This is a genomic window from Endozoicomonas sp. ALB032, assembly GCF_049310125.1.
Taxonomy (GTDB): Bacteria; Pseudomonadota; Gammaproteobacteria; order Pseudomonadales; family Endozoicomonadaceae; genus Endozoicomonas_A.
In genome coordinates this window covers 2,598,864-2,618,901 of sequence record NZ_JBLYNW010000001.1, presented here as the reverse complement: position 1 = coordinate 2,618,901, position 20,038 = coordinate 2,598,864, and the positions used below count along the sequence as shown (strand labels likewise).

General features: G+C 47.9%; 11 protein-coding genes. 3 read left to right on the top strand and 8 right to left on the bottom strand.

The window, feature by feature from the left end; all coding sequences use genetic code 11:
- Positions 1 to 258 precede the first annotated feature (258 nt).
- A complete protein-coding gene (locus ACO6VG_RS09575; RefSeq protein WP_422139788.1) occupies positions 259 to 2,868 on the top strand; it encodes a hypothetical protein in 2,610 nt (869 codons plus the stop codon).
- A gap of 39 nt (positions 2,869 to 2,907) precedes the next feature.
- Positions 2,908 to 6,303: a hypothetical protein gene (locus ACO6VG_RS09570; protein WP_422473642.1), complete on the top strand. Its 3,396-nt coding sequence runs from the start codon at positions 2,908 to 2,910 to the stop codon at positions 6,301 to 6,303.
- Between the two features lie 184 nt (positions 6,304 to 6,487).
- Here the strand turns inward: ACO6VG_RS09570 and ACO6VG_RS09565 are convergent, their stop codons facing one another.
- Positions 6,488 to 6,700, bottom strand: a complete 213-nt coding sequence (locus ACO6VG_RS09565; RefSeq protein WP_422136718.1) for a hypothetical protein — start codon at positions 6,698 to 6,700, stop codon at positions 6,488 to 6,490.
- Between the two features lie 198 nt (positions 6,701 to 6,898).
- Here ACO6VG_RS09565 and ACO6VG_RS09560 point away from each other — a divergent pair, with 198 nt between their 5' ends.
- The gene (locus ACO6VG_RS09560) at positions 6,899 to 12,631 is read left to right on the top strand and encodes a hypothetical protein (protein ID WP_422473640.1); all 5,733 of its coding nucleotides are present in this window, start codon (positions 6,899 to 6,901) and stop codon (positions 12,629 to 12,631) included.
- Positions 12,632 to 12,816: 185 nt separating this feature from the next.
- Here the strand turns inward: ACO6VG_RS09560 and ACO6VG_RS09555 are convergent, their stop codons facing one another.
- The 7 genes from ACO6VG_RS09555 to ssb form a co-directional block, all read right to left on the bottom strand.
- Positions 12,817 to 14,196 (bottom strand): hypothetical protein, encoded by a 1,380-nt coding sequence (locus tag ACO6VG_RS09555; RefSeq protein ID WP_422136716.1) that lies wholly within the window; start codon positions 14,194 to 14,196, stop codon positions 12,817 to 12,819.
- A gap of 154 nt (positions 14,197 to 14,350) precedes the next feature.
- Positions 14,351 to 14,968, bottom strand: a complete 618-nt coding sequence (locus ACO6VG_RS09550; protein WP_422136715.1) for a LysE/ArgO family amino acid transporter — start codon at positions 14,966 to 14,968, stop codon at positions 14,351 to 14,353.
- 208 nt (positions 14,969 to 15,176) lie between these two features.
- A complete protein-coding gene (locus ACO6VG_RS09545; protein WP_422139785.1) occupies positions 15,177 to 16,019 on the bottom strand; it encodes a DUF547 domain-containing protein in 843 nt (280 codons plus the stop codon).
- A 501-nt stretch (positions 16,020 to 16,520) separates the two neighbouring features.
- Positions 16,521 to 17,102, bottom strand: a complete 582-nt coding sequence (locus ACO6VG_RS09540) for a 5-formyltetrahydrofolate cyclo-ligase (RefSeq protein WP_422139784.1) — start codon at positions 17,100 to 17,102, stop codon at positions 16,521 to 16,523.
- Between the two features lie 295 nt (positions 17,103 to 17,397).
- Positions 17,398 to 18,171: a transposase gene (locus ACO6VG_RS09535; protein ID WP_422476271.1), complete on the bottom strand. Its 774-nt coding sequence runs from the start codon at positions 18,169 to 18,171 to the stop codon at positions 17,398 to 17,400.
- Positions 18,146 to 18,904 carry a transposase gene (locus ACO6VG_RS09530; RefSeq protein ID WP_422451551.1) on the bottom strand — a complete coding sequence of 253 codons (759 nt, stop codon included), beginning with the start codon at positions 18,902 to 18,904 and terminating at the stop codon, positions 18,146 to 18,148. The genes ACO6VG_RS09535 and ACO6VG_RS09530 overlap by 26 nt, the downstream gene beginning before the upstream one ends.
- A 436-nt stretch (positions 18,905 to 19,340) precedes the next feature.
- Positions 19,341 to 19,964: a single-stranded DNA-binding protein gene (gene ssb / locus ACO6VG_RS09525; protein WP_422136712.1), complete on the bottom strand. Its 624-nt coding sequence runs from the start codon at positions 19,962 to 19,964 to the stop codon at positions 19,341 to 19,343.
- Positions 19,965 to 20,038 lie beyond the last annotated feature (74 nt).

Below are 20,038 nucleotides of genomic sequence, written 5' to 3'. Positions count from 1 at the left end.
CGGCATGATGACTCTGAATAGTCTACATTAACGTACTTATTATCATTATCTCTATGGTAGTTCTGCAATGAATAAAAGCCTGATAAGAGATCAAAATCGGCAAAGCCTGACTATAAAAAAAAATCCTTTGCACTATTACTGTCACTTGTCGTCTGTTTCTCAAACGGAAACAATTGGGCCAGCACTATTGAGCTGAACAATAATAATTTCAGAGAACATCTGAATGCCGACCACCCGGTCGAAGGTCACTATCAGCTAGTGAGTGATATTGACTTGAGCCAATTCACTCCCTGGAAACCCATCGGCAACACCTCCATTCCGTTTTCTCTCACACTGTATGGCAACGGCCACGTTATTTCCGGACTCAAGGTTTCAACGTCAGCCGATAACACAGCCTCAGGCTTGTTCGGGTCACTGCAGAACAGCACCATCAGGCAGATCCTGTTTAAAGAGCCAAAAGTGAGCACTGTCGGATTTACAAGCCCGGCAGGTGCCCTTGTGGGAGAATTGAAAGGCAGCAGGATTGAAGAGGTGGTCAATTATGCCGGAATCGTCAGAGCGAGCGGTCCTGGTAGTCATAGCGGAGGTTTGGCGGGCAGTGTTTCTGATAGCGTTATACACGACAGTGTAAATACTGGCACCGTCCTGACGATCAGAGCTGCCAGCGCAGGTGGTATCGCTGGCTGGGCCGATCAGACATCTTCCATATCTAATAACCTGAATACCGGAAAAATAACCTCCAGAATTTTATATTCCTCCTCGCCTGCCGGTGGCATTGTCGGAACCCTGAAAAACAACAGTACTGCTAACAACAATATAAACACCGGTGAAATTAATGTTGGCTATACCGAATATTCCGGTGGGATAGCAGGACAAGCAGAAGCATCGGAGGTATTACATAACCTGAATACCGGAAAAGTTGCCTCGGATTATTTGCGAAGCTTCTGCTTCTGCTGCGGGGAAGGTGGTAGCAGTGGTGGAATAGTGGGACATGCCTCCGGGCAAACTCTGGTCAGCAAAAATCTCAATACGGGTAGCATTTCTACAAAGTATTGGCGTACCTATGCAGGTGGAATAGCGGGGGATGTGGTCAAGGCTCCTGTTGCTCAAAATGTCAATGCCGGAACTGTCACTACTCAAGGCCCTCAGGCATCCGCCGGGGGTATTACCGGAGAAGCTGAAGGTTCTAGCGTAAGGGACAACCTGAATGTCGGAGCAATCACAACGAAAGGTGTTAGTGGTCATATAGGTGCTATTTCCGGGGCAGCCACCCTTTCAGCCACAGTGTGCAACAATGTCAACACAGGGTCCGTTGAAGCCCAGCGAAACTTCAGCTACGTAAGCGGGGCCGCAGCAAGAGTTTGGAAGGCAGGTCGTATTGAGCATAATCTGGATACTTTCACAAAGTACCAATGGACCAGTGAGAGAGGCAGTGGACGTAATAAAGGTGTCGTAAGACTATCGAAAAGTGATCTCAAATCAAACCTGACCGGATTGAATAGCACGCTCTGGAATGCCGGTAATGAATCGCAGCTGCCGATGCTCAGAGGCATTAACATCCCCTACCGTGAACTGGTCCGAATAAGTGGTAACAAATTGCCGACAGTTCTGAGTGAGTTTGCAGACCCCGGTGGTGTTTCAAATGCCACCTCTTTTAATCCTGATGTCTGGAACGCTCGGGATGGTTACTTACCCTTTCTACACGTTTTCTCCAAATCACAAGCCTTATTAGCCGGGATTGACTGCACACAAGAAGGATTTGACTGCAGTACAGACAATGACATCTCGCAGACTCCAACATCCACACAGCCTTTGCCACCCCATTCGCCCGGCCTCTCAAGTCAATGCCCGCCACCAGAAGGCATACCACTCTTGCAAACCTATGACCCGGAAAACCAGCATATATACGTTGTGATTAAAGCTGAACCGTCTTCTGAATCGGCTCCTGGAGGTATAATTCTGGCACGCTATAAGGGCCCTGAACTGGATCAACAATTTGGTTTGTGCGGCATTGTGACTTATACAACCTCTAGCCCCCACGCCAAAATACTGAGCTCATACCCGTCTCTGTCAGCAAAGGTTATTCACAAAACCACAGGCTCTTCCCTCAATATTATTGCAACAACAAAGTCAGGAAAAACGACCCTGTTCGAGTTCCCGTTAACGGCCAACCAGAGATACCGATTGCAATTCAACGTAAAACTAAATCCCGCTGCTGCTTCTGAAAAAGATGATAGAAAGTTGATAACCGCCAGTAACATTGACACGGTCAACTGTCGGCTGGACATCCTGATACAAAAAGACCAGACCTACGTTGCCACATTCAGTCCCGGAGAAGAGAAACTTTCTATTCGTCGGTTTGCCGCTGACAGTGGAGAAATGGATAGTACTTTTATTATTGATGACTGGATTGATTTTTCTTCCCGCTCCCCGGATTCACCTACAACCGTCAGGCTGATGACAACGGAAGATTATCTGCACGCCATTATTTACAACAGCGATGGACAACTGTCTGTATTTACTTATGAAGATCAGGTCAACGTCCATCGTTTTGACACCAGATTTAAGCCTGCGGCGGTAGAATCTATGCGCCTGGTATTTGTAGGCAATAAAGCTTACCTGGCCATTGAAAACCCTGATACTGAGGAGGGCGGTCGGCAGGTTCGGATGCAAGAAATCTCTCTGGGTCTTGAAAACTATAATCGTCAAAAACCCTCTGTCGCTTTATGGTCTGCAGAATCGTCTGCGGTGATTTCTGACTGGCGAACTGAGCTTATTGCAGGAAGCGCTGCAGTCGCTACAACGGCGGTTGCAGTCGTCCTGGCCATCAACAAGTTTAAAAGGTCAGGAATGAAAACCCGTAAGTAGCGACCCTGAAGAAACGGGCAAATAACAAGGCCAGTCGGCATGATGACTCTGAGTAGTCTATATAAACCTACCTATTATCATTATCTCCATGGTATTGCCGCAATGGATAAAAGCCTGATAAAAGATCAAAATCAGGCAAAGCCTGACTATCAAAAAAAATTCTCTGTACTATTACTGTCACTTGTCGTCTGTTTCTCAAACGGAAGCAATTGGGCCAGCACTATTGAGCTGGACAATAATAATTTCAGGCAATATCTGAATGCTGACCACCCGGTCAAAGGTTGCTATCGGTTAATCAGTGATATTGACCTGAGCCAAATTGTCTGGAAACCCGTCGGCAATAAATCCGTTCCGTTTTCCCTCACTCTGGAAGGCAACGGACATGTTATTTCCGGCCTCAAGGTTTCAACTTCACATTATGGCACTGCCACTGGCTTGTTCGGGTCACTACAGAACAGTGTCATCAGGCAGATCCTGATTAAACGGCCAAAAGTAAGGAGTTCCAGATTTGTGAGCCCGACAGGTGCGCTTGTGGGAGACTTGAAAGGCAGCATAATTGAAGAGGTGGTTAATTATGCCGGAACGATCAAAACGACCGGTTACGGCAGTGACGCCGGCGGTTTGGCGGGCAGTGTTTCTGACAGCGTCATACGCGATAGTGTAAACACCGGCACCGTCACCACAATTTTTGGAGGCAGCACAGGCGGAATCGCCGGATTGGCCAATCAGACATCATCTGTTTCAAATAACCTGAATACCGGAAAAATAATCTCCGGATTTTGGCATTCCTCACCCGCAGGTGGCATTGTTGGAACACTGAAAAATAACAGTACTGCTAACAATAATATGAATACCGGCGGGGTCACTGTCAGATATACCGAAAATTCCGGGGGAATTGCAGGAAAGGCAGAAACGGCCAGGGTATTAAATAATCTTAACACCGGAAAAATGTCCATAAATTCGAGATTAGTCGACGCTATAAAAACAGGAGGCAAGGGCGGAATAGTGGGGCAGGCCTCCGGGCAAACCATGGTCAGCAGAAACCTCAATACTGGCAACATTTTTTCAGAGTATGTTCCAACACATGTGGGTGGAATAGCGGGGCAAGTGGACGAGAGTTCTGTTGTTGAAAATGTAAATGCCGGGACTGTCAGTGCTGGCGGCTCAGTGGGAGGTATTGCCGGAGGTACTGAAGGTGGAATCATTCGGGACAACCTTAATGCCGGAGCAATTAAATTATCTGATATTGGTGGCTATGTCGGTGGTATTGCCGGAAAGGCCAGCTTTTATTCGACCTCGCTTTACAACAATGTCAATACGGGGCCGGTTGAAGCTCAGGAAGGAAGTCTCTATCTGAGCGGGGCAGTGGCAAGAATCTGGATGACAGATCGTATTGAGAATAACCTGGATACTTTCACAAAGAATCAATCGGCTAGTTTAGGTGATGATGGACGAAATACAGGAATCAAAAGACTGTCAAAAACTGCTCTCAAATCAGACCTGAGTGGTTTGAACAGCACACTCTGGAATGCCGGTGATGCAACACAGCTGCCGATGCTCAAAAGCGTTAACACCCCTTACCGTGACCTTGCCCGAATAGATGGTACCCAACAGACAAATAACCAGTTTCCCACCGTCCTGAATGAGTTTGCTGATCCTGGTGGTGAGACAGATGCTACCTCTTTCAATCGTACTATCTGGAACGGACGGGATGGTTATTTACCGTTTCCAAAAGTTTTCTACAAACCACAAACACTACTGGCTGGAATTGATTGCACACAAGGAGGATTTGACTGCCGCGAGGATAAGAACATCGTGGCAACTCCGTCGGTTACACCATCGTCGTCTGCTCGGCTCTCAACCGTTTCATTAAGCACTGCTTCCAGACCCCATAGCTTATCGGATTCGGAGTCAGCGTCAGAAACTTCATCTCCGGCCCAATCGTCATCTGCACAGCATTCAATCAGCGAATTGGACACTACACTTGAGGCTCGTACTTTACCTGATTCGGAGTCACCATCAGAAAAATTGTTGCATACAACCTTACCTGATAGTACATCCTCCACAACCCATTCAGCCAATCCGCTGGATAACTGTCCGCCACTGAAGGGCACACCTCTCTACCAGGCGTACGACCCGGTAACCCAGCGGATATACGTTGTCATCCAGCCTGGAACACATTATGAAGAACTTTCGGAAGGGGTTATTCTGGCACGCTATAAAGGCACCGAACTGGATAAACAATTTGGTTTGTGCGGCGTTATGAAATACACCCCCTCTGACAACCACGCCATAATGCTGGATCCCTCCCAGTCACTGGTAGGACAGGTTATTCAGGAAACAACTGGTTCCTTCCTTAACCTTGTTGTAACAACAGATTCAGGAAAAACGACTCTGCTCGAGTTCCCGTTAAGTGCTATCCAGGGATACCAGGCACAATTCACCGTTAATAACGACTTATTCCCTGAAAATCTGCAAATTAATGATGCTACTCATCATCAGGGTTTCATGTATTTAACTGGAACAGTCGATGACAACATATTTATTGGCCATTACCACCAGCAGCAGCTCTTTTATCCTCTAGATTATGCCGAAAGCAGTGGCCAATATGATGAGGAACAAGGGCTTAGTCTAAGGCTTTCCCCGGATGGTGAACGCCTTTATGTAACGGGCAAAAGTGATAGAGATACATCCTATCAACTGTTTATCAGGCAGTTCGATAGTAGTCAACTAAGCCCCATTGCCACTTTTGGAGACAGCGGGAAAGAGATAATACCCACCAATAACATCGACAGAGTCAATATTCAGCAGGATATCCTGATACAAAAAGACCAGGTCTACGTTGCAACATTTAGCCCTGAGAAACAGCAACTGTCTATTCGCCGGTTCGCCACTGAAAATGGCCAGATGGATAGTGCTTTTATGATTGACGATAGCGTTGGCTTTCCTTCCCGCACATCGGGTTCGTTTGCAACTGTCAGGTTGGTGACAACGGAAGATTATTTGCACGCCATTATCTACACCAGTGATGGACAAATGTCTGTAGTTACTTATAAAGATCAGGCCAACATTAATCGTTTCGATACCACATTCAAACCGGCAGCAGTAAAGTCTATGCGACCGGTTTTTGTGGGCAATAAAGTCTATCTGTCCGTTCAGGATTATGAGAGTGAGAAGGGGAGTCGGCATGTTCAGATGCAGGAAATTTTTCTGCATCCTGGAAACTACAACCATCAAAAAACCCCTGCCGCCATATTGTATGAGGAATCGCCATCGTCCTCCGGATTGTCCAGAAAATCATCCGGAAAACTTTCTGCAGCAGTTTTTGGTTTGGGAATCGGGCTTATTACAGCGAGCACTGTGATGACTGTAACGATTGCAATTGTGATAGCCATTAAGACCCTCAAGAAACAACCGCCTCTATCAGCAATATAAATGCAACTTCCAGACGCTTTTATCAAGGATCATCCGTATAACAAAAGCCGCCTGATATGTTCCTGCATAATGACTCCTCTTAGCAAAATCGTCGTAAACCCTCGCCCAATCGAGGGTGTCGCAAAAGCCCAACAACTCGTTTCCACGCTCTGTGTGGGTGTCGCAAAACTTCAACAGCTCGTTCTCATGCTCTGAAGTCGTCATTCCCGCGAAGGCGGGAATCCAGCGCCAACGGTGGATCTCTGGCTTCTCGGGGATGACAAGGCCAGGGGGACACCGGGCAGTATGGTTCTGGTGGAGAGTCAGTGTGGATTCCCGCCTTCGCGGGAATGACGAGAATGAAGTCGGCAATGACGGGAGTCAGCGAGTTCCCACGCCGGAGAGAGTTTTGCGACACCCTCGATTGGGCGAGGGTTTACGACGATTTTGCTAACATTGGCATGAACCGTGACTGATGAGCTGAACAGGATTTTATTACGGATCGTCTGGATAACAAAATCTGCTTGCCATGCTTGCTCATGATGACCCCTTATAGTCTATAAATACAAATGAGAATACGAGTAGTTATCATCATTATTTTTATGGTAATGCTTCCATGAGTACCAACCTGATAGAAAATCAGAATTGGCGTAGCCTGCCTATCAACAAAAAGCCATCTTTATTATTACTGTCACTTGTCGTCTGTTTTCCAGACTGGAACAGTTGGGCCAGCACGATTGAGCTGGACAATAATAATTTCAATCGATATCTGAACGCCGACCACCCGGTCAAAGGTCGCTATCGGTTAATCAGTGATATTGACTTGCGCCGATTCAGGCCCTGGGAACCCGTCGGCAATAAATCCATTCCGTTTTCTCTCATTCTGGATGGCAAAGGCCACGTAATTTCCGGCCTCGAAGTTTCAACCTCGTTAGATAACACGGCCTCAGGCTTGTTCGGGTCACTGCAGAATAGCACCATCAGGCAGATCCTCCTTAAACAGCCAAAAGTGACCAGTTCTGGAACCAACAGCCCGACAGGTGCACTTGTGGGTGAGTTGAAAAGCAGCAGGATTGAAGAGGTGGTTAATTCTGCTGGAACCATCGGAACGGACGGTTCTCACAGTCATGGCGGAGGTCTGGCGGGCAGTGTTTCCGATAGCACCATACATAATTGTGTGAATACCGGCACTGTGACCACAACCGGAGGCGCCAGCGCAGGCGGTATCGCCGGACTGGCCGATCAATCATCTTTTGTTTCAAATGACCTGAATACCGGAAAAATCACCTCCAGATATACAGGCTCCTCGCCTGCTGGTGGCGTTGTTGGAACACTGAAAAACAGTATCGCTAACAATAATATGAATACCGGTGAAGTGCGTGTCAGCCATACCCAACATTCCGGGGGAATTGCAGGAGAAGCAGAATCAGCCGAGGTATTGCATAACCTGAATACGGGTAAAATTGCTTCAGATTATTTGATAGGGTCCCACTATAGCGAAGGCGGCAGCAGTGGCGGAATAGTGGGGAAAGGCTCCGGACGCACACGGATCGAACAGAACCTCAATACAGGTAGCATTTCTTCAAAGTATTCCAGTGCACATGCGGGTGGAATAGCGGGGCAGGCATCCAGCACGGCTATTGTTCAAAATGTAAATGTCGGAACGGTCACCACTGATGGCAGTATGGCATCTTCTGGCGGTATTGCTGGAGAGACTTCCGGTGGAAGCATTCGTGACAACCTGAATGCCGGAGCAATCAAAGAGAATGGCAGGAGAGGAGCCGTCGGTGGGATTTCCGGGACTGCCTTCTATTCGGCCTCCGTTTATAACAACGTCAATACGGGGTCAGTTCAGGCATATAGATTCGGCAGCTATGAAAGCGCTGCCGCCGCAAGACTTATTCGTGAGGGTCATATTGACAACAACCTGGATACTTTCACGAAGTATAAAAGGACCACCAGCTATGGATGGCGTGGATACAATAAAGGTGTCGTAAGACGATCGAAAACTACTCTCAAATCGGGTTTAAACGGTTTGAGCAGCGAGCTCTGGAATGCCGGTGATGCAACACAGCTGCCGATGCTCAAAGGCGTTAACACCCCCTACCGAGACCTTGCCCGAATCAATGGGACCCGACAGGCAAACAACCAGTTTCCTCCCGTCCTGAATGAGTTTGCCGACCCTGGTGGTGTCGCCAATGCTACCTCTTTCAATCGTACTGTCTGGAACGTTCAGGATGGCTATTTACCGTTTCCAAACGCATTCTTTGAACCGCAAACATTGCTGGCCGGAGTTGATTGCACGCAAGGGGGATTTGACTGCAGCAAAGAAATGCTTCCTCAATCACCCATGGGCAGAGCTCTGAGTTTTGAGTCACCATCAGAAGCTTCAAACGCTATACCCTCGTCATCCACGCAGACGTCAACCGGAACATTGATCACGGCTTCTGTGGCTCGTACTTCCCCTACTTCTGAGTCACCGTCAGAAGAAGCTTCATCTACTATCCCACCGTCAACGGCACAGCCAACAACCAGCGAAATGACCATGGCTTCTGTGGCTCGTACTTCCCCCACTTCTGAGTTACCGTCAGAAGCTTCATCGACTGCCCCACCGACAACGGCACAACCAACAACCGGCAAACTGACCACAGCTTCTGTCGCTCGTACTTCACCTACTTCTGAGTCACCATCGGAAGAAGCTTCATCCACTGTCGCACCGTCAACGGCACAGCAAACAACCGGCGAATTGACCACAGCTTATGTCGCTCGAACTTCATTCACTTCTGAATCACCGTCGGAAGAAGCTTCATCCACAGTTCCATCGTCAACGGCGCAGCCAACAACCGGCGAACTGACCACGGCTTCTATCGCTCGTACTTTGCCCACATCTGAGTCACCGTCGGAAGAAGCTTCATTTACCGTCCCATCGTCAACGGTACAAACAACAACCGACGAACTAAACACGGCTTCTGTCGCTCGTACTTCGTCCACTTCTGAGTCACCGTCAGAAAAAGCTTCATCGACTGTTCCTTCGTCAACGGCACAACCAACAACTGGCGAATTGACCACAGCTTCTGCCGCTCGTACTTCGTCCACTTCTGAGTCACCATCAGAAGAAGCTTCGTCCACTGTTCCATCGTCAACAGCAGAGCCAACAACCAGCGAACTGAGCACGTCTTTTGTAGTTCGTACTTCACCCACTTCTGAGTCATCATTGGAAGCTTCATCCGCTGTACCATCGTCATCGGCACAGCCGAAAACCAGGGAACTGACAACGGCTTCTGTAACTGGTACTTCACCAACTTCTGGGTCATCTTTGGAAGCATCATCCGCTGTCCCTGCATCATCGTCACAGCCATCAACCAGCGTGGCCAGGACTATTCAGCTAGACAATAATAATTTCAATCAATATCTAAATGCCGACCATCCGGTCAAAGGTCACTATGAGTTAATCAGTAATATTGACCTGAGCCGATTCACTCACTGGGAGCCCGTTGGCAATAAATCCGTTCCGTTTACTCTCACTCTCATTGGCAACGGCCACGTGATTTCCGGCCTTGAAGTTTCAACATCAGCAGATAACACTACAGCAGGCTTGTTCGGGTCACTGGAGAACAGCACCATAAGACAGATCCTGCTTAACCAGCCAAAAGTTACCAGCTCCGGAGATGCAAGCCCGACCGGCGCACTGGTGGGAGAGATGAAACAGAGCCGGATTGAAGAAGTGGCCAGTTCTGCCGGAGTCATCAAAACGAGCGGTTCCGGCAGTCATGCCGGTGGGATAGCGGGCAGTGTTTCTGATAACAGCATCATACGCGACAGCCTCAACACCGGAACCGTAATCACAACCGGAATTGCCTGCGCTGGCGGCATCACTGGACTCGCCGAACAGGCATCCGTCATTTCAAACAACCTGAATACCGGAAAAATAACGCCCAGAAACTTACATGACTCACCTGCCGGCGGCATTGTCGGCAGACTTAAAATCAGTAGCCTTGCTTATAACAATTTGAATACCGGTGAGGTTAATGTCGGCCATACCGAAAATTCCGGAGGCATTGCCGGAGAAGCCGAGGCAGCCAGAGTCGTACAAAACCTGAACACTGGAAAAATTGCTTCCGATTATTTGGACGGCACTTCCCAACGGGGGGGTGGTAATGTTGGCGGAATAGTGGGGGAGGCCTCGAGCCATAGCCTCGTCAGCAACAACCTCAATACAGGGAGTATTTCTGGAAAATATGGCTCCCACGTGGGTGGCATAACAGGGCGAGTAGTCAAGACTCCTGCTGTTCAAAACGTCAATGTCGGACCTGTCACTACTGACGGCAAATTTGCCTATAGCGGAGGTATTGCCGGAAAAGCCAGAGGTGAAAACATTTATGACAACCTAAATGCTGGAGCGGTCGTAGGAAGAGGCAGGAGCAGCCCAGTCGCTGGTATTTCAGGAACAGCCCGCGGGGCCAACGTTTACAATAATGTAAACACCGGGTTGATTAAAACATATTATTATGACAACCGAAAAAGTGCGGCAGTAGCAAACATTCGCAAAGCCGGACGTATTGAGAATAACCTGGATACTTTCACAAAGAATCGCAGTGTTCTTACTTTCGTCGAATGGGATGGATATAATACAGGCGTCGTGAGAGTACCGAGAGACGTCCTAAAATCAAACCTGAGTGGTTTGAGCAGCGAGCTCTGGAATTCCGGTGATTCATCACAGCTGCCGATGCTCAAAGGCATTAACGCCCCCTACAACGAACTTGTCCGAATAAACGGTACCAAACAGGCAAACAACCAGTTTCCCAGGGCCCTGAATGAGTTTGCAGACCCTGGTGGTAACTCAAATGCCACCTTTTTCAGTCGTACTATCTGGAACAGTCAGGATGGCTATTTACCTTTCTTAAAAGCTTTTTTCGGAGCACAAACATTATTGGCCGGAATTGATTGCACACCAGGTGGGTTTGACTGCAGCGAGAAAAAGGAGACAACTCCGTCGGCTTCATCATCGTCATCAGAAAAGCCATCAGCCAGCCTGTCGGATAACTGCCCGCTACCGGAAGGCACACCTCTCTTTCAGACCTATGACCGGGAGAACCAGCGCATATACGTTGTCATTCAGCCTGAGTCACATGAGCCTTCCGGGATTATTCTGGCACGCTACCAGGGCACTGAACTGGATAAACAATTTGGTTCATGCGGCACTGTGAAATACACAACCTCTGTCAACCAGGCCAAAATACTGGATTCTTACCAGTCTCTGACAGGGCAGGTTATTCATGAAACCACAGGTCCTCATCTTGACATTGTTGCAACGACAACGTCAGGAAAAGCGACTCTGCTTGAGTTCCCGTTAACTGCGGCCCAGAGAGACCAGGCACGACTCAGGGTCCGCAAGAACCTGTTCCCCGACAATGTTCAAATTAATGATACCGCTTATCATGAGGGTGTCATGTATTTAACAGGAAGCATCGATAACAGCCTGTTTGTTGGCCGTTACCTCCAGCGACGGCTCTATTTGCATGAAAAGTATCCTGAAGATAAGGAAGAAGGACTTTTTTTAAGACTCTCCCCAGATGGCAAACGTCTTTATGTTGCTGGAAAAAGTGATCAGGATGCGCCCCATCCTCTGTTTATCAGAGAGTACGACAGTAACCAACTAAACCCCGCTGCCTCTTTTGGAAACAATGGCAAAGAGATAATGGCCACCAATGACATTGACACGTTCAACAGTCAGTACATCCTGATACAAAAAGACCAGTCCTACGTTGCCGTATTCAGCCATGAGGGAGAGAAACTTTCTATTCGCCGGTTCACCACCGAAAATGGACAGATGGACAGTGCTTTTATTATTGACGACAGGATTGATTTTTCTTCCCGCACAAAGGGCTCAACAACAACTGTCAGGCTGATACCAAGAGACGATTTATTACATGCCATTATTTACAACAGTGATGGACAAGCGTACGTAGTTACTTATCAAAATCAGGTTAACGTCCATCGTTTCGACACCACCTTCACACCTGCAGCAGCAAAGTCTATGCGCCCGGTTTTTGTGCGCAATAACGCCTATCTGGCCGTTGAAAATACCAATATTGAGGAGGGTAGACGGCTTGTGCGTATGCAAGAGATTTCTCTGGAGATAGAAAACTACAACTACCAAGTATCCCCTATCGCTTTCTCGTCTGAGAGATCGACTGAAGGAATGAGTGGCCTGGGAATCGGGTTTATTGCAGCCGGCAGTGTGACTGTTGCAACAATTGCAATCATCCTGGCCATTAAGAAGTTCAAAAGGCAGAGATTTGGATCAGGGACAGAAACTCACGAATTACTATCTTTGGATAAATTTTAGATAATTGACAGACAGGACGGCCCCGTAACGAGGATGGCAGAAAACTGATAATTAAAATCCGGTTTTGCAAGCAGAACAGCGAACTATTTGACGAACAAAAGCAGATTTTCACCAATTTACTGCCAACACACGACTGCATGAACACGGAGCCAGAGCAACGCAGGAGCAGTTGCCGGGTAAGGCAGCTATTCCTGGCCAAGCTCCAAATTGCCCTCCTTGTAGACATACTTCCCGGCCAGCTTGATGCCCGCTTTCGCCAGAAGCTGACGGTATTCCAAAGGTTTCAACCAGACAATCCGCTTAAAATCCTCCTCGCCCAGAATCTCATCAAGTGCCTCTTTCATCCGCACAGTCTGACCCAACGGAAACTCTCCTACCATCAACAGAGGCAAATTGGCGCCTTCCTTGTCCTTGCCAATTCCCAGTTCACCCAGCCCGTCTACCACTCTTTTGATGGCTGGAATAAAGGTATCCCTGGCACATCGGGTTAATGCGTTTTGACCGGCATACCAGTCTTTTTCATTGACACCCTCTGGCACTGTATTCTGTTGCAGCACCCAGAAGCCGACATAGCCGGCTTCATTTTTCTTATCTTTCAAGCGAACAAACAGGTGATTAAACTTTCTGGTTGGCAGGGTGGTATTCAATCGCTCCTGTTCCTTTTTGCTATAGCCCAGAACAGGATAGGCCAGATAATCACCTTTAGGTGCCCGTCCATAAACGTCAACGGTTGGCATAGCATTCATGGCTTTCAGAACCGGTACATGTTTCAAATCCAGTGTGTCAAAATCACTGGCTGTGCAGGCTGCTGGCAGCTGATCGAGGAAGAACACCTGGATGGCTACGCCATACTCATAACCCCCACCCTCACTGTCGTAGCTCACCCGATCATAGCGCATAACACCATCCCGAATTTTGTAACCAATGGCGTAGGTGGTCAGTTGAATAAAATCCAGATCCCTTAGCTCTGTCTTTTCACCCACTTTCTGTCTGGCCAGTTTCGCCATCAGACGGGTATCTGAATCCATTTGTAAATGCTTATCGGGGGGCATCTGGAAATGACGAAGCTTCAGAACTTCTTCCATGTTCTCGCGAATGTACTGCTCTTTCAGAACTAACCTGCCACCGACCACAACGGCTCTTTTGTGATGGTCATTATATCCGGCAATACCGACGTAAACGGCATCAAGCCCGATTTCGTCGTCATCTTTCAGCTCAGGCCAGTGGAAGCGAGCCGATTTCCTGAGATTATCAAGAGCATTAGCGAACAGAACTGTTTCCGAGTCACGGAACGCCAGATTGCCCGGATGACCCATACCGGTGAGTGAAGCCTCATAAAAGTCTTCTTTACCAGATGACTGGCTGTAACTGACATGGACCGGAGAGGCCACAGAGCTGGCCAGTACCTTCTCTGGATTATTTGCCGAAGCCAACACCATGTTGACCTCGGCATTGCTTTCATAGACCACCAGCACCAGATTGTCTGAATAGGTCTTGGCAAAGGATAGTGAAGAGAACAAACTGAGAGAGATCAAGACAACACTGCCTATAAGCCTGAGCTTCATCGGATCAACCCCTTTTTTAGCAAACCTTACAGCAGGGACACTGCTGTATCAGCGAACCGCAGCACTTCTGTGCAAACGTCATTAAAAAAAGCACCTGATCATCAAAATAGCCAATGAAATGAAACCCGGAAGCATAATTGTTTAGACAGAAACGTTATAAAATATTGGTCAGATCCATTTGCAGCAGACTGAGGGCAATGCTGAACATGATCAGACAAATCACCAGATCAATGATTTTCCATGCTTTTGGACGGGCTAACAGGGGTGCCAGCTTCACAGCACCAAACCCAAGACCATAGAACCAGATAAGCGATGCGGTGATAGCTCCCAGTACAAAATAACCACGCTGATCACCGTATTGAGCACCAATACTGCCCAACAAAATGACCGTATCAAGATAAACGTGCGGATTCAGCAGAGTGACCGCCAGAGTCGAAAACACAATACCCCGAATAGACTTTTGCACCTGCCCTTCTGCTTTGAGTTGCCCGGTTTTGAAACTACGCTTCAGTGACATCAGGCCAAATCCAGTCAAATAAGCAACACCCGCCCAGCGGGCTACTTCAAGCAGTGTGTTATTACTTTGGATAAGTGTACCAAGACCCATGACACCGGCCAGTATCAATAAGGCATCGCAGACTGCACAAATTGTGGCAACCAGGATAGGTGACTCTCGACGTAAGCCCTGAGCCAGCAAAAATGCATTCTGACTGCCAATAGCTATGATCAAGCCGCCGCTTAATAGCAACCCATTCAGATAAATTTCCAGCATTGCCTACTTTCTTAAAGCGCGTTAAGTACCTAACCAGTTGGTTTTGCATATTCTGGACGGCGGCTTTTTCCATCCTTCTGCGTTCCAACTCTGGTTGCGTAGCTATGGCTACGCGCCCGTCGTTGCGCCTTGAAGGATGAAAAAATCCACTCGCCAGAATATGCAAAACCAACTGGCCAGGTACTTGTACATTCAACAGAGCGACCCACTATGGCCCATTCAAACCCCAATCATAGTGATGATCTAAATCCCCTTTGTACTGCTGAAGCCTGGTGCGCAGATCAGGTTTGGCGTATTTCACCAAGTGGGCGATCAAAGATTGGTCATTCCCACCGAAGTCGACTTTATACCAATGATAGATACTTGAGACGAGCAGTTCGCCATCGTCAAAGGTCACGCCGCGTTCGTGGTTGACGTAATCGGTTGCGGCGGCTTCAAGCAGTGTTTCTGTGTTTTCTGAGGTGAAAGCTTTTGCGGCAATATTCGGGCAACTGTAGCTGGCGCAGTTGACAGCGTAATGGATGCGTGCGTCGCTCCAGATGGGTCTCAGGATATTGTGCTCAATGTTGTTGAGCGTGAGTTTTTTACCTTGAATTTGGGTGATATCGTCGTTCCAGGGGCCAAAGCCGAAGAAACTTTTGCCAAGCTCAGTAATACTATCCACGGGGTAGTTTTCAAGAATCAATTCCACCGTGAGCGCATTGTAGAGGTTCACCCAGTAAGCGAACTGCTCTTGCTTTGAATAGCTGCGGGGGTCAAGCGCGGTCATTTTTTTCAGGTAGTTTTGCAACCGCGATCTGTCGGCTTTGGAGACTTTGCCGTAATTGAACAGGTTCACGCCGGAGGCATGTTTGTTGTCCAAGTATGTGTCGAGGGTATGTTGCCAGTCGCTGTGATCGATGACAGCTTTATTGCTTTCGTCGCTTTTATTCCAGAAAGGAATCAACTCAGATTCAGGGGCCGCATGCACGACACTGACGCTCATGAGCATGCCAAGAAAGCCGAACAAACTCAGCAAAACGAGTTTGGTAGATTGGGTAAAAAATTTCATTGAGATGCTCCTTTTGCCTCAGCATAACATTTGATTTATCAGGCGGACAAAACCCTCACTCGCGCCATTATAAAGTGGTGAATAACAACTCAGTGTCACGCAGTGCTCCGAAGGTCTGCCCATGGCAAGCGTTGAGAGACAGGCTAAGTTTTGAGACATACGACTCAATACCAATACTAAGATGAAGCCCCTGTCTATCATTCGCTTGCAGTTAACACCTCTTTATGCGAAATTCACCAACGCTTGAAAAAAGCAATTGATGCCCATAGCGATTAAAATAAAAGTCGCTTTTGATGGCAAATCAATGACTGGCTGGCTTCCCCGTGTTCAAGACGGCCAAGAATAATAATTAAAATAAAGTGGAGTTCTGAAGAAAATGGTTAACCCAAAACCCAGTTCAATCAGCCTTTTATTAGCTGTCTTTATCGTCGCCGTGTTAACAACAGCAGCGACTTCGACTCTGATCTGACAAGCTGATGGCTTAGGCCAGGGAGTGGCTTACTAAACTTTCTCACCATATAGCTGCTTTTCTGTTGCAATGCTCTTCATTGGAACATCCCAGTCCGCCGCCGGAATTGAACTGACTTTCTGACACTCATGCGCTAACCCCATCAGTATCGGTTTACTGCGGTTTTCCAGAAAGGCAAAAGTCCGGTCGTAATAACCCGCTCCCATGCCAAGACGATTGCCCTGCTCATCAAACCCGGTGAGCGGCATAAGCACCAGATCCAGTGCTTCTGCCTTAACGGTTTTTTCAAGATCCAGTTCCGGTTCGGCAATCCCGTAACGGTTCTCTACCATCCGGGTATTGGGTCTGTAGAGCTGGAAATACATCTTTTCAGGCTGCTCCTGATCCAGAACCGGAAGATAGCAGAACTTATCCTGCTCCCAGATCGCTTCGGCGATAAATCCGGGATCAATTTCACCATCATTAGCCAGATACAGAGCGATATGCTGACTGTGCCGAAAAGCCTCACTGTTACACACGACAGAGGATAATTTCTTTGCCGCAGTAAGTTGCTGTTCAGCCGACAGGGATTGACGACTGCTTCGTAACTGCTTGCGCAGGCTGGCTCGATCCATCTGAGATGACACCCGACATTGTTCTGTTGGAGCAATATTGTCTACTGCTGAAAGGAAATACTCAATGATTGAAATGGATGATGCCTGTCAGAAATCAGCGACTGCCTCTCCAGAAAAGGCAAAAGGCCGCTGATTTCAGCGGCCTTTTGCTATGTTCAGTTCCTGACTAGGAGCCTGACCGAGAATAGCGCAACCAGACCAACAGAAGTTTTCCCAAATCTTAAAATGAGCAAAAAATATCCAATTATTAGTGGGATTTTGCTCATTTTTGCATATTTATGCCTTCTCACAGCCTCTATGCTGCCTTTTTAGCCTCTTTCAAATCTTCAAGACGGATTGACCTCGTGGAAGCCGCTTTTACAAATTTTTTGATATTATGCGCAGTGCATACCAGTGAAAATTCCGCTGAAACTTTTTCTTTGCCGCAGAGACTGAACCCTCGGAAACCAGATTCTTTTATCTGTCCAAATGGTGGCTCCGCAATAACTTTACGACGCTCATATATGGCTTTCGCACCGGCTGTCTCCATTTTCTTATTCATAGCCTGACGTGCTTTTTCAAACTTATCGGTACGGATAACCCTGCCAGCCTCTTTCTTTGAATCACTGCAATTCCGACGATAAGGGCATTCCCTGCATACCGTCTTGTTTGCCCGGTAGCTTTTTCTTTTGCTTTTGCTGGCCGGGTTCGTTACCAGCTTTTCCCCTGCCGGACAGATAAATACATCAGCTTCGGAATCATACGCAAAATCCGCTTTGACAAACTTCCTGTCAGAGCTTTCAAGGTCGTCAGCGGCAGGCTTCTCCGCCTTGTCGGTTGCGATATAGGCATCAATCTCATGTCGCTCGACTGTATGTAAGTTTGACCCTGAAAAGTAACCATTATCCATACTCCACTTATCTACAGCCGCGCCATCAGTGGCTCCTGATAATGCCCTCAGCGCCGGCTCCACTTCCTGTACATCGTTGGCGTGTTGGCTGACATGCTGGCCAACAATGATCTGGTTATCGGAATCAACTGTAATTTGAGCATTGTAGCTGTACTCACAATACCCCTTCTTGCTCATCATGCGGTGCAAAACTGATCTGCTTTTTGTCGTCTATTGGTTTGTCTGGATTTAAAGCTTTTTCACGTTCTTCAAGTGCTTTCTTGGCCTCTTTGATTTTTTTCAGGCGCTCTTCTTTAAACTGGAGGTCTTCAGGAATGCTGTAACCATTGGTTGCTTTGTAGGCGTCATCTTCTTCCTGATCACACTGACTGGCTTTTTTGATCAGCTCATCCACTTCGGCACTGAGTTCTGCCTCTTTCGCTTTGAGCCTCCCGTAGCTCATGGCCTTGTGTTTTGAGCTGTTGGCTTTGAACTTGGAGCCGTCCAGGCTGATATGACCCAGTGATGCCATTTTGAGTTCAATGGCCAGTTTGACTGACTGTTTGAAGCAGTCATGGAAAAACGACAGATTATCCTTACGAAAGTCACCAAGAACCCTGAAATTCGGGCAGTTCATTTGTGAGATATACATGAACGCCAAGTCTTGTCGACACCGTCGCTCAATCTCACGGGAACTGAAAACACCATGGCTGTATGCGTAGATCAGAATAGCGACAATGAGCTTTGGAGGGTATGCGTGCTGACCAAGGTGGTGATATTTTTTTTCGACTTCAGACGTATTAATGTTCTGAAAAATGCTTTCATAAATAAAACAATCATGATCTTTGGGAAGCAAATCGAAAACGTTGGTTGGGAACAGCAGATGCTGATCAAACTCAACAGGACTGTCCTTAAACTTTGGTGGTGGTGACATTTGGCATAATCAGAGTTGGTTTAAGGCTTATCATAACAGATAAGCCTATTCTCGGTCAGGCTCCTAGGAGCCTGACCGAGAATAGCGCCCGTAGCGAGGACGGCAGAAAATTGAGGATGAAAATTCGGTTTTGTGAGGAGAATAGCGAGCTATTTGACGAACAAAAGCGGATTTTCAGACCAATTTGCTGCCGCCGCAGTAGGGCAGTCTATTCTCGGTCAGGCTCCTAGCAGCCTGTCGGACTTAAGCGTCCGTAGCGAGGATTGCAAGAAATTGAGGATAAAAATCTCTGTTTCTGAGGAGAATAGCGAGCTATTTGACGAAGAAACAGGGATTTTTAGACCAATTTATTGCAACCGCACGACTGCATGGATGCAGGAGCTAGAGCAACGCAGGAGCAGTTGCCGTGTAGGACAGTCTTAAGTCCGACAGGCTGCTAGAACGGAATATCATCATCAAAGTCGTCAAAGCCACCTGCTGGCGCAGTCTGAGGCTGTTGCTGAGGTTGCTGCTGCGGAGCAGGACGCTGTTGAGGCTGATGTTGCTGAGGCTGATGTTGTTGAGGCTGATGCTGCGGCTGCTGTGGAGCGGCTGCAGGCGCCTGCTGTTGCATCGGCTGCTGGGGTGCATTGTATTGTTGCTGAGGAGCAGGCTGTTGTGCAGCTCTTGGCTGGAACTCGCCACCACCCGCAGGCATAGCCATTCCGTCCTGACGGCCATCCAGCATTTGCAGCTGGCCACTGAAACCGTCAACAACAACTTCTGTCGTGTACTTATCCTGCCCGGACTGATCCTGCCACTTACGGGTCTGCAGTTTACCTTCAATGTAAACCTTGGAACCCTTGCGCAGGTATTGCTGAGCAATTTCAGCCAGCTTGCCGAAAATGACCACCCGGTGCCATTCGGTTTTTTCCTGTGGCTGGCCGGTGTTACGATCTTTCCAGGACTCACTGGTCGCAACACTCAGGTTGGCTACAGCGCTGCCATTCGGGGTAAAACGGACATCCGGATCATTGCCCAGGTTGCCGATCAGAATGACCTTGTTAACACCTCGTGCCATCAGTTTCTCCAGTAATTTTTAACATGAACCCTTTTCATCCTCACAGGAATGAAAACAGGCTCCTGGTTGTCGCT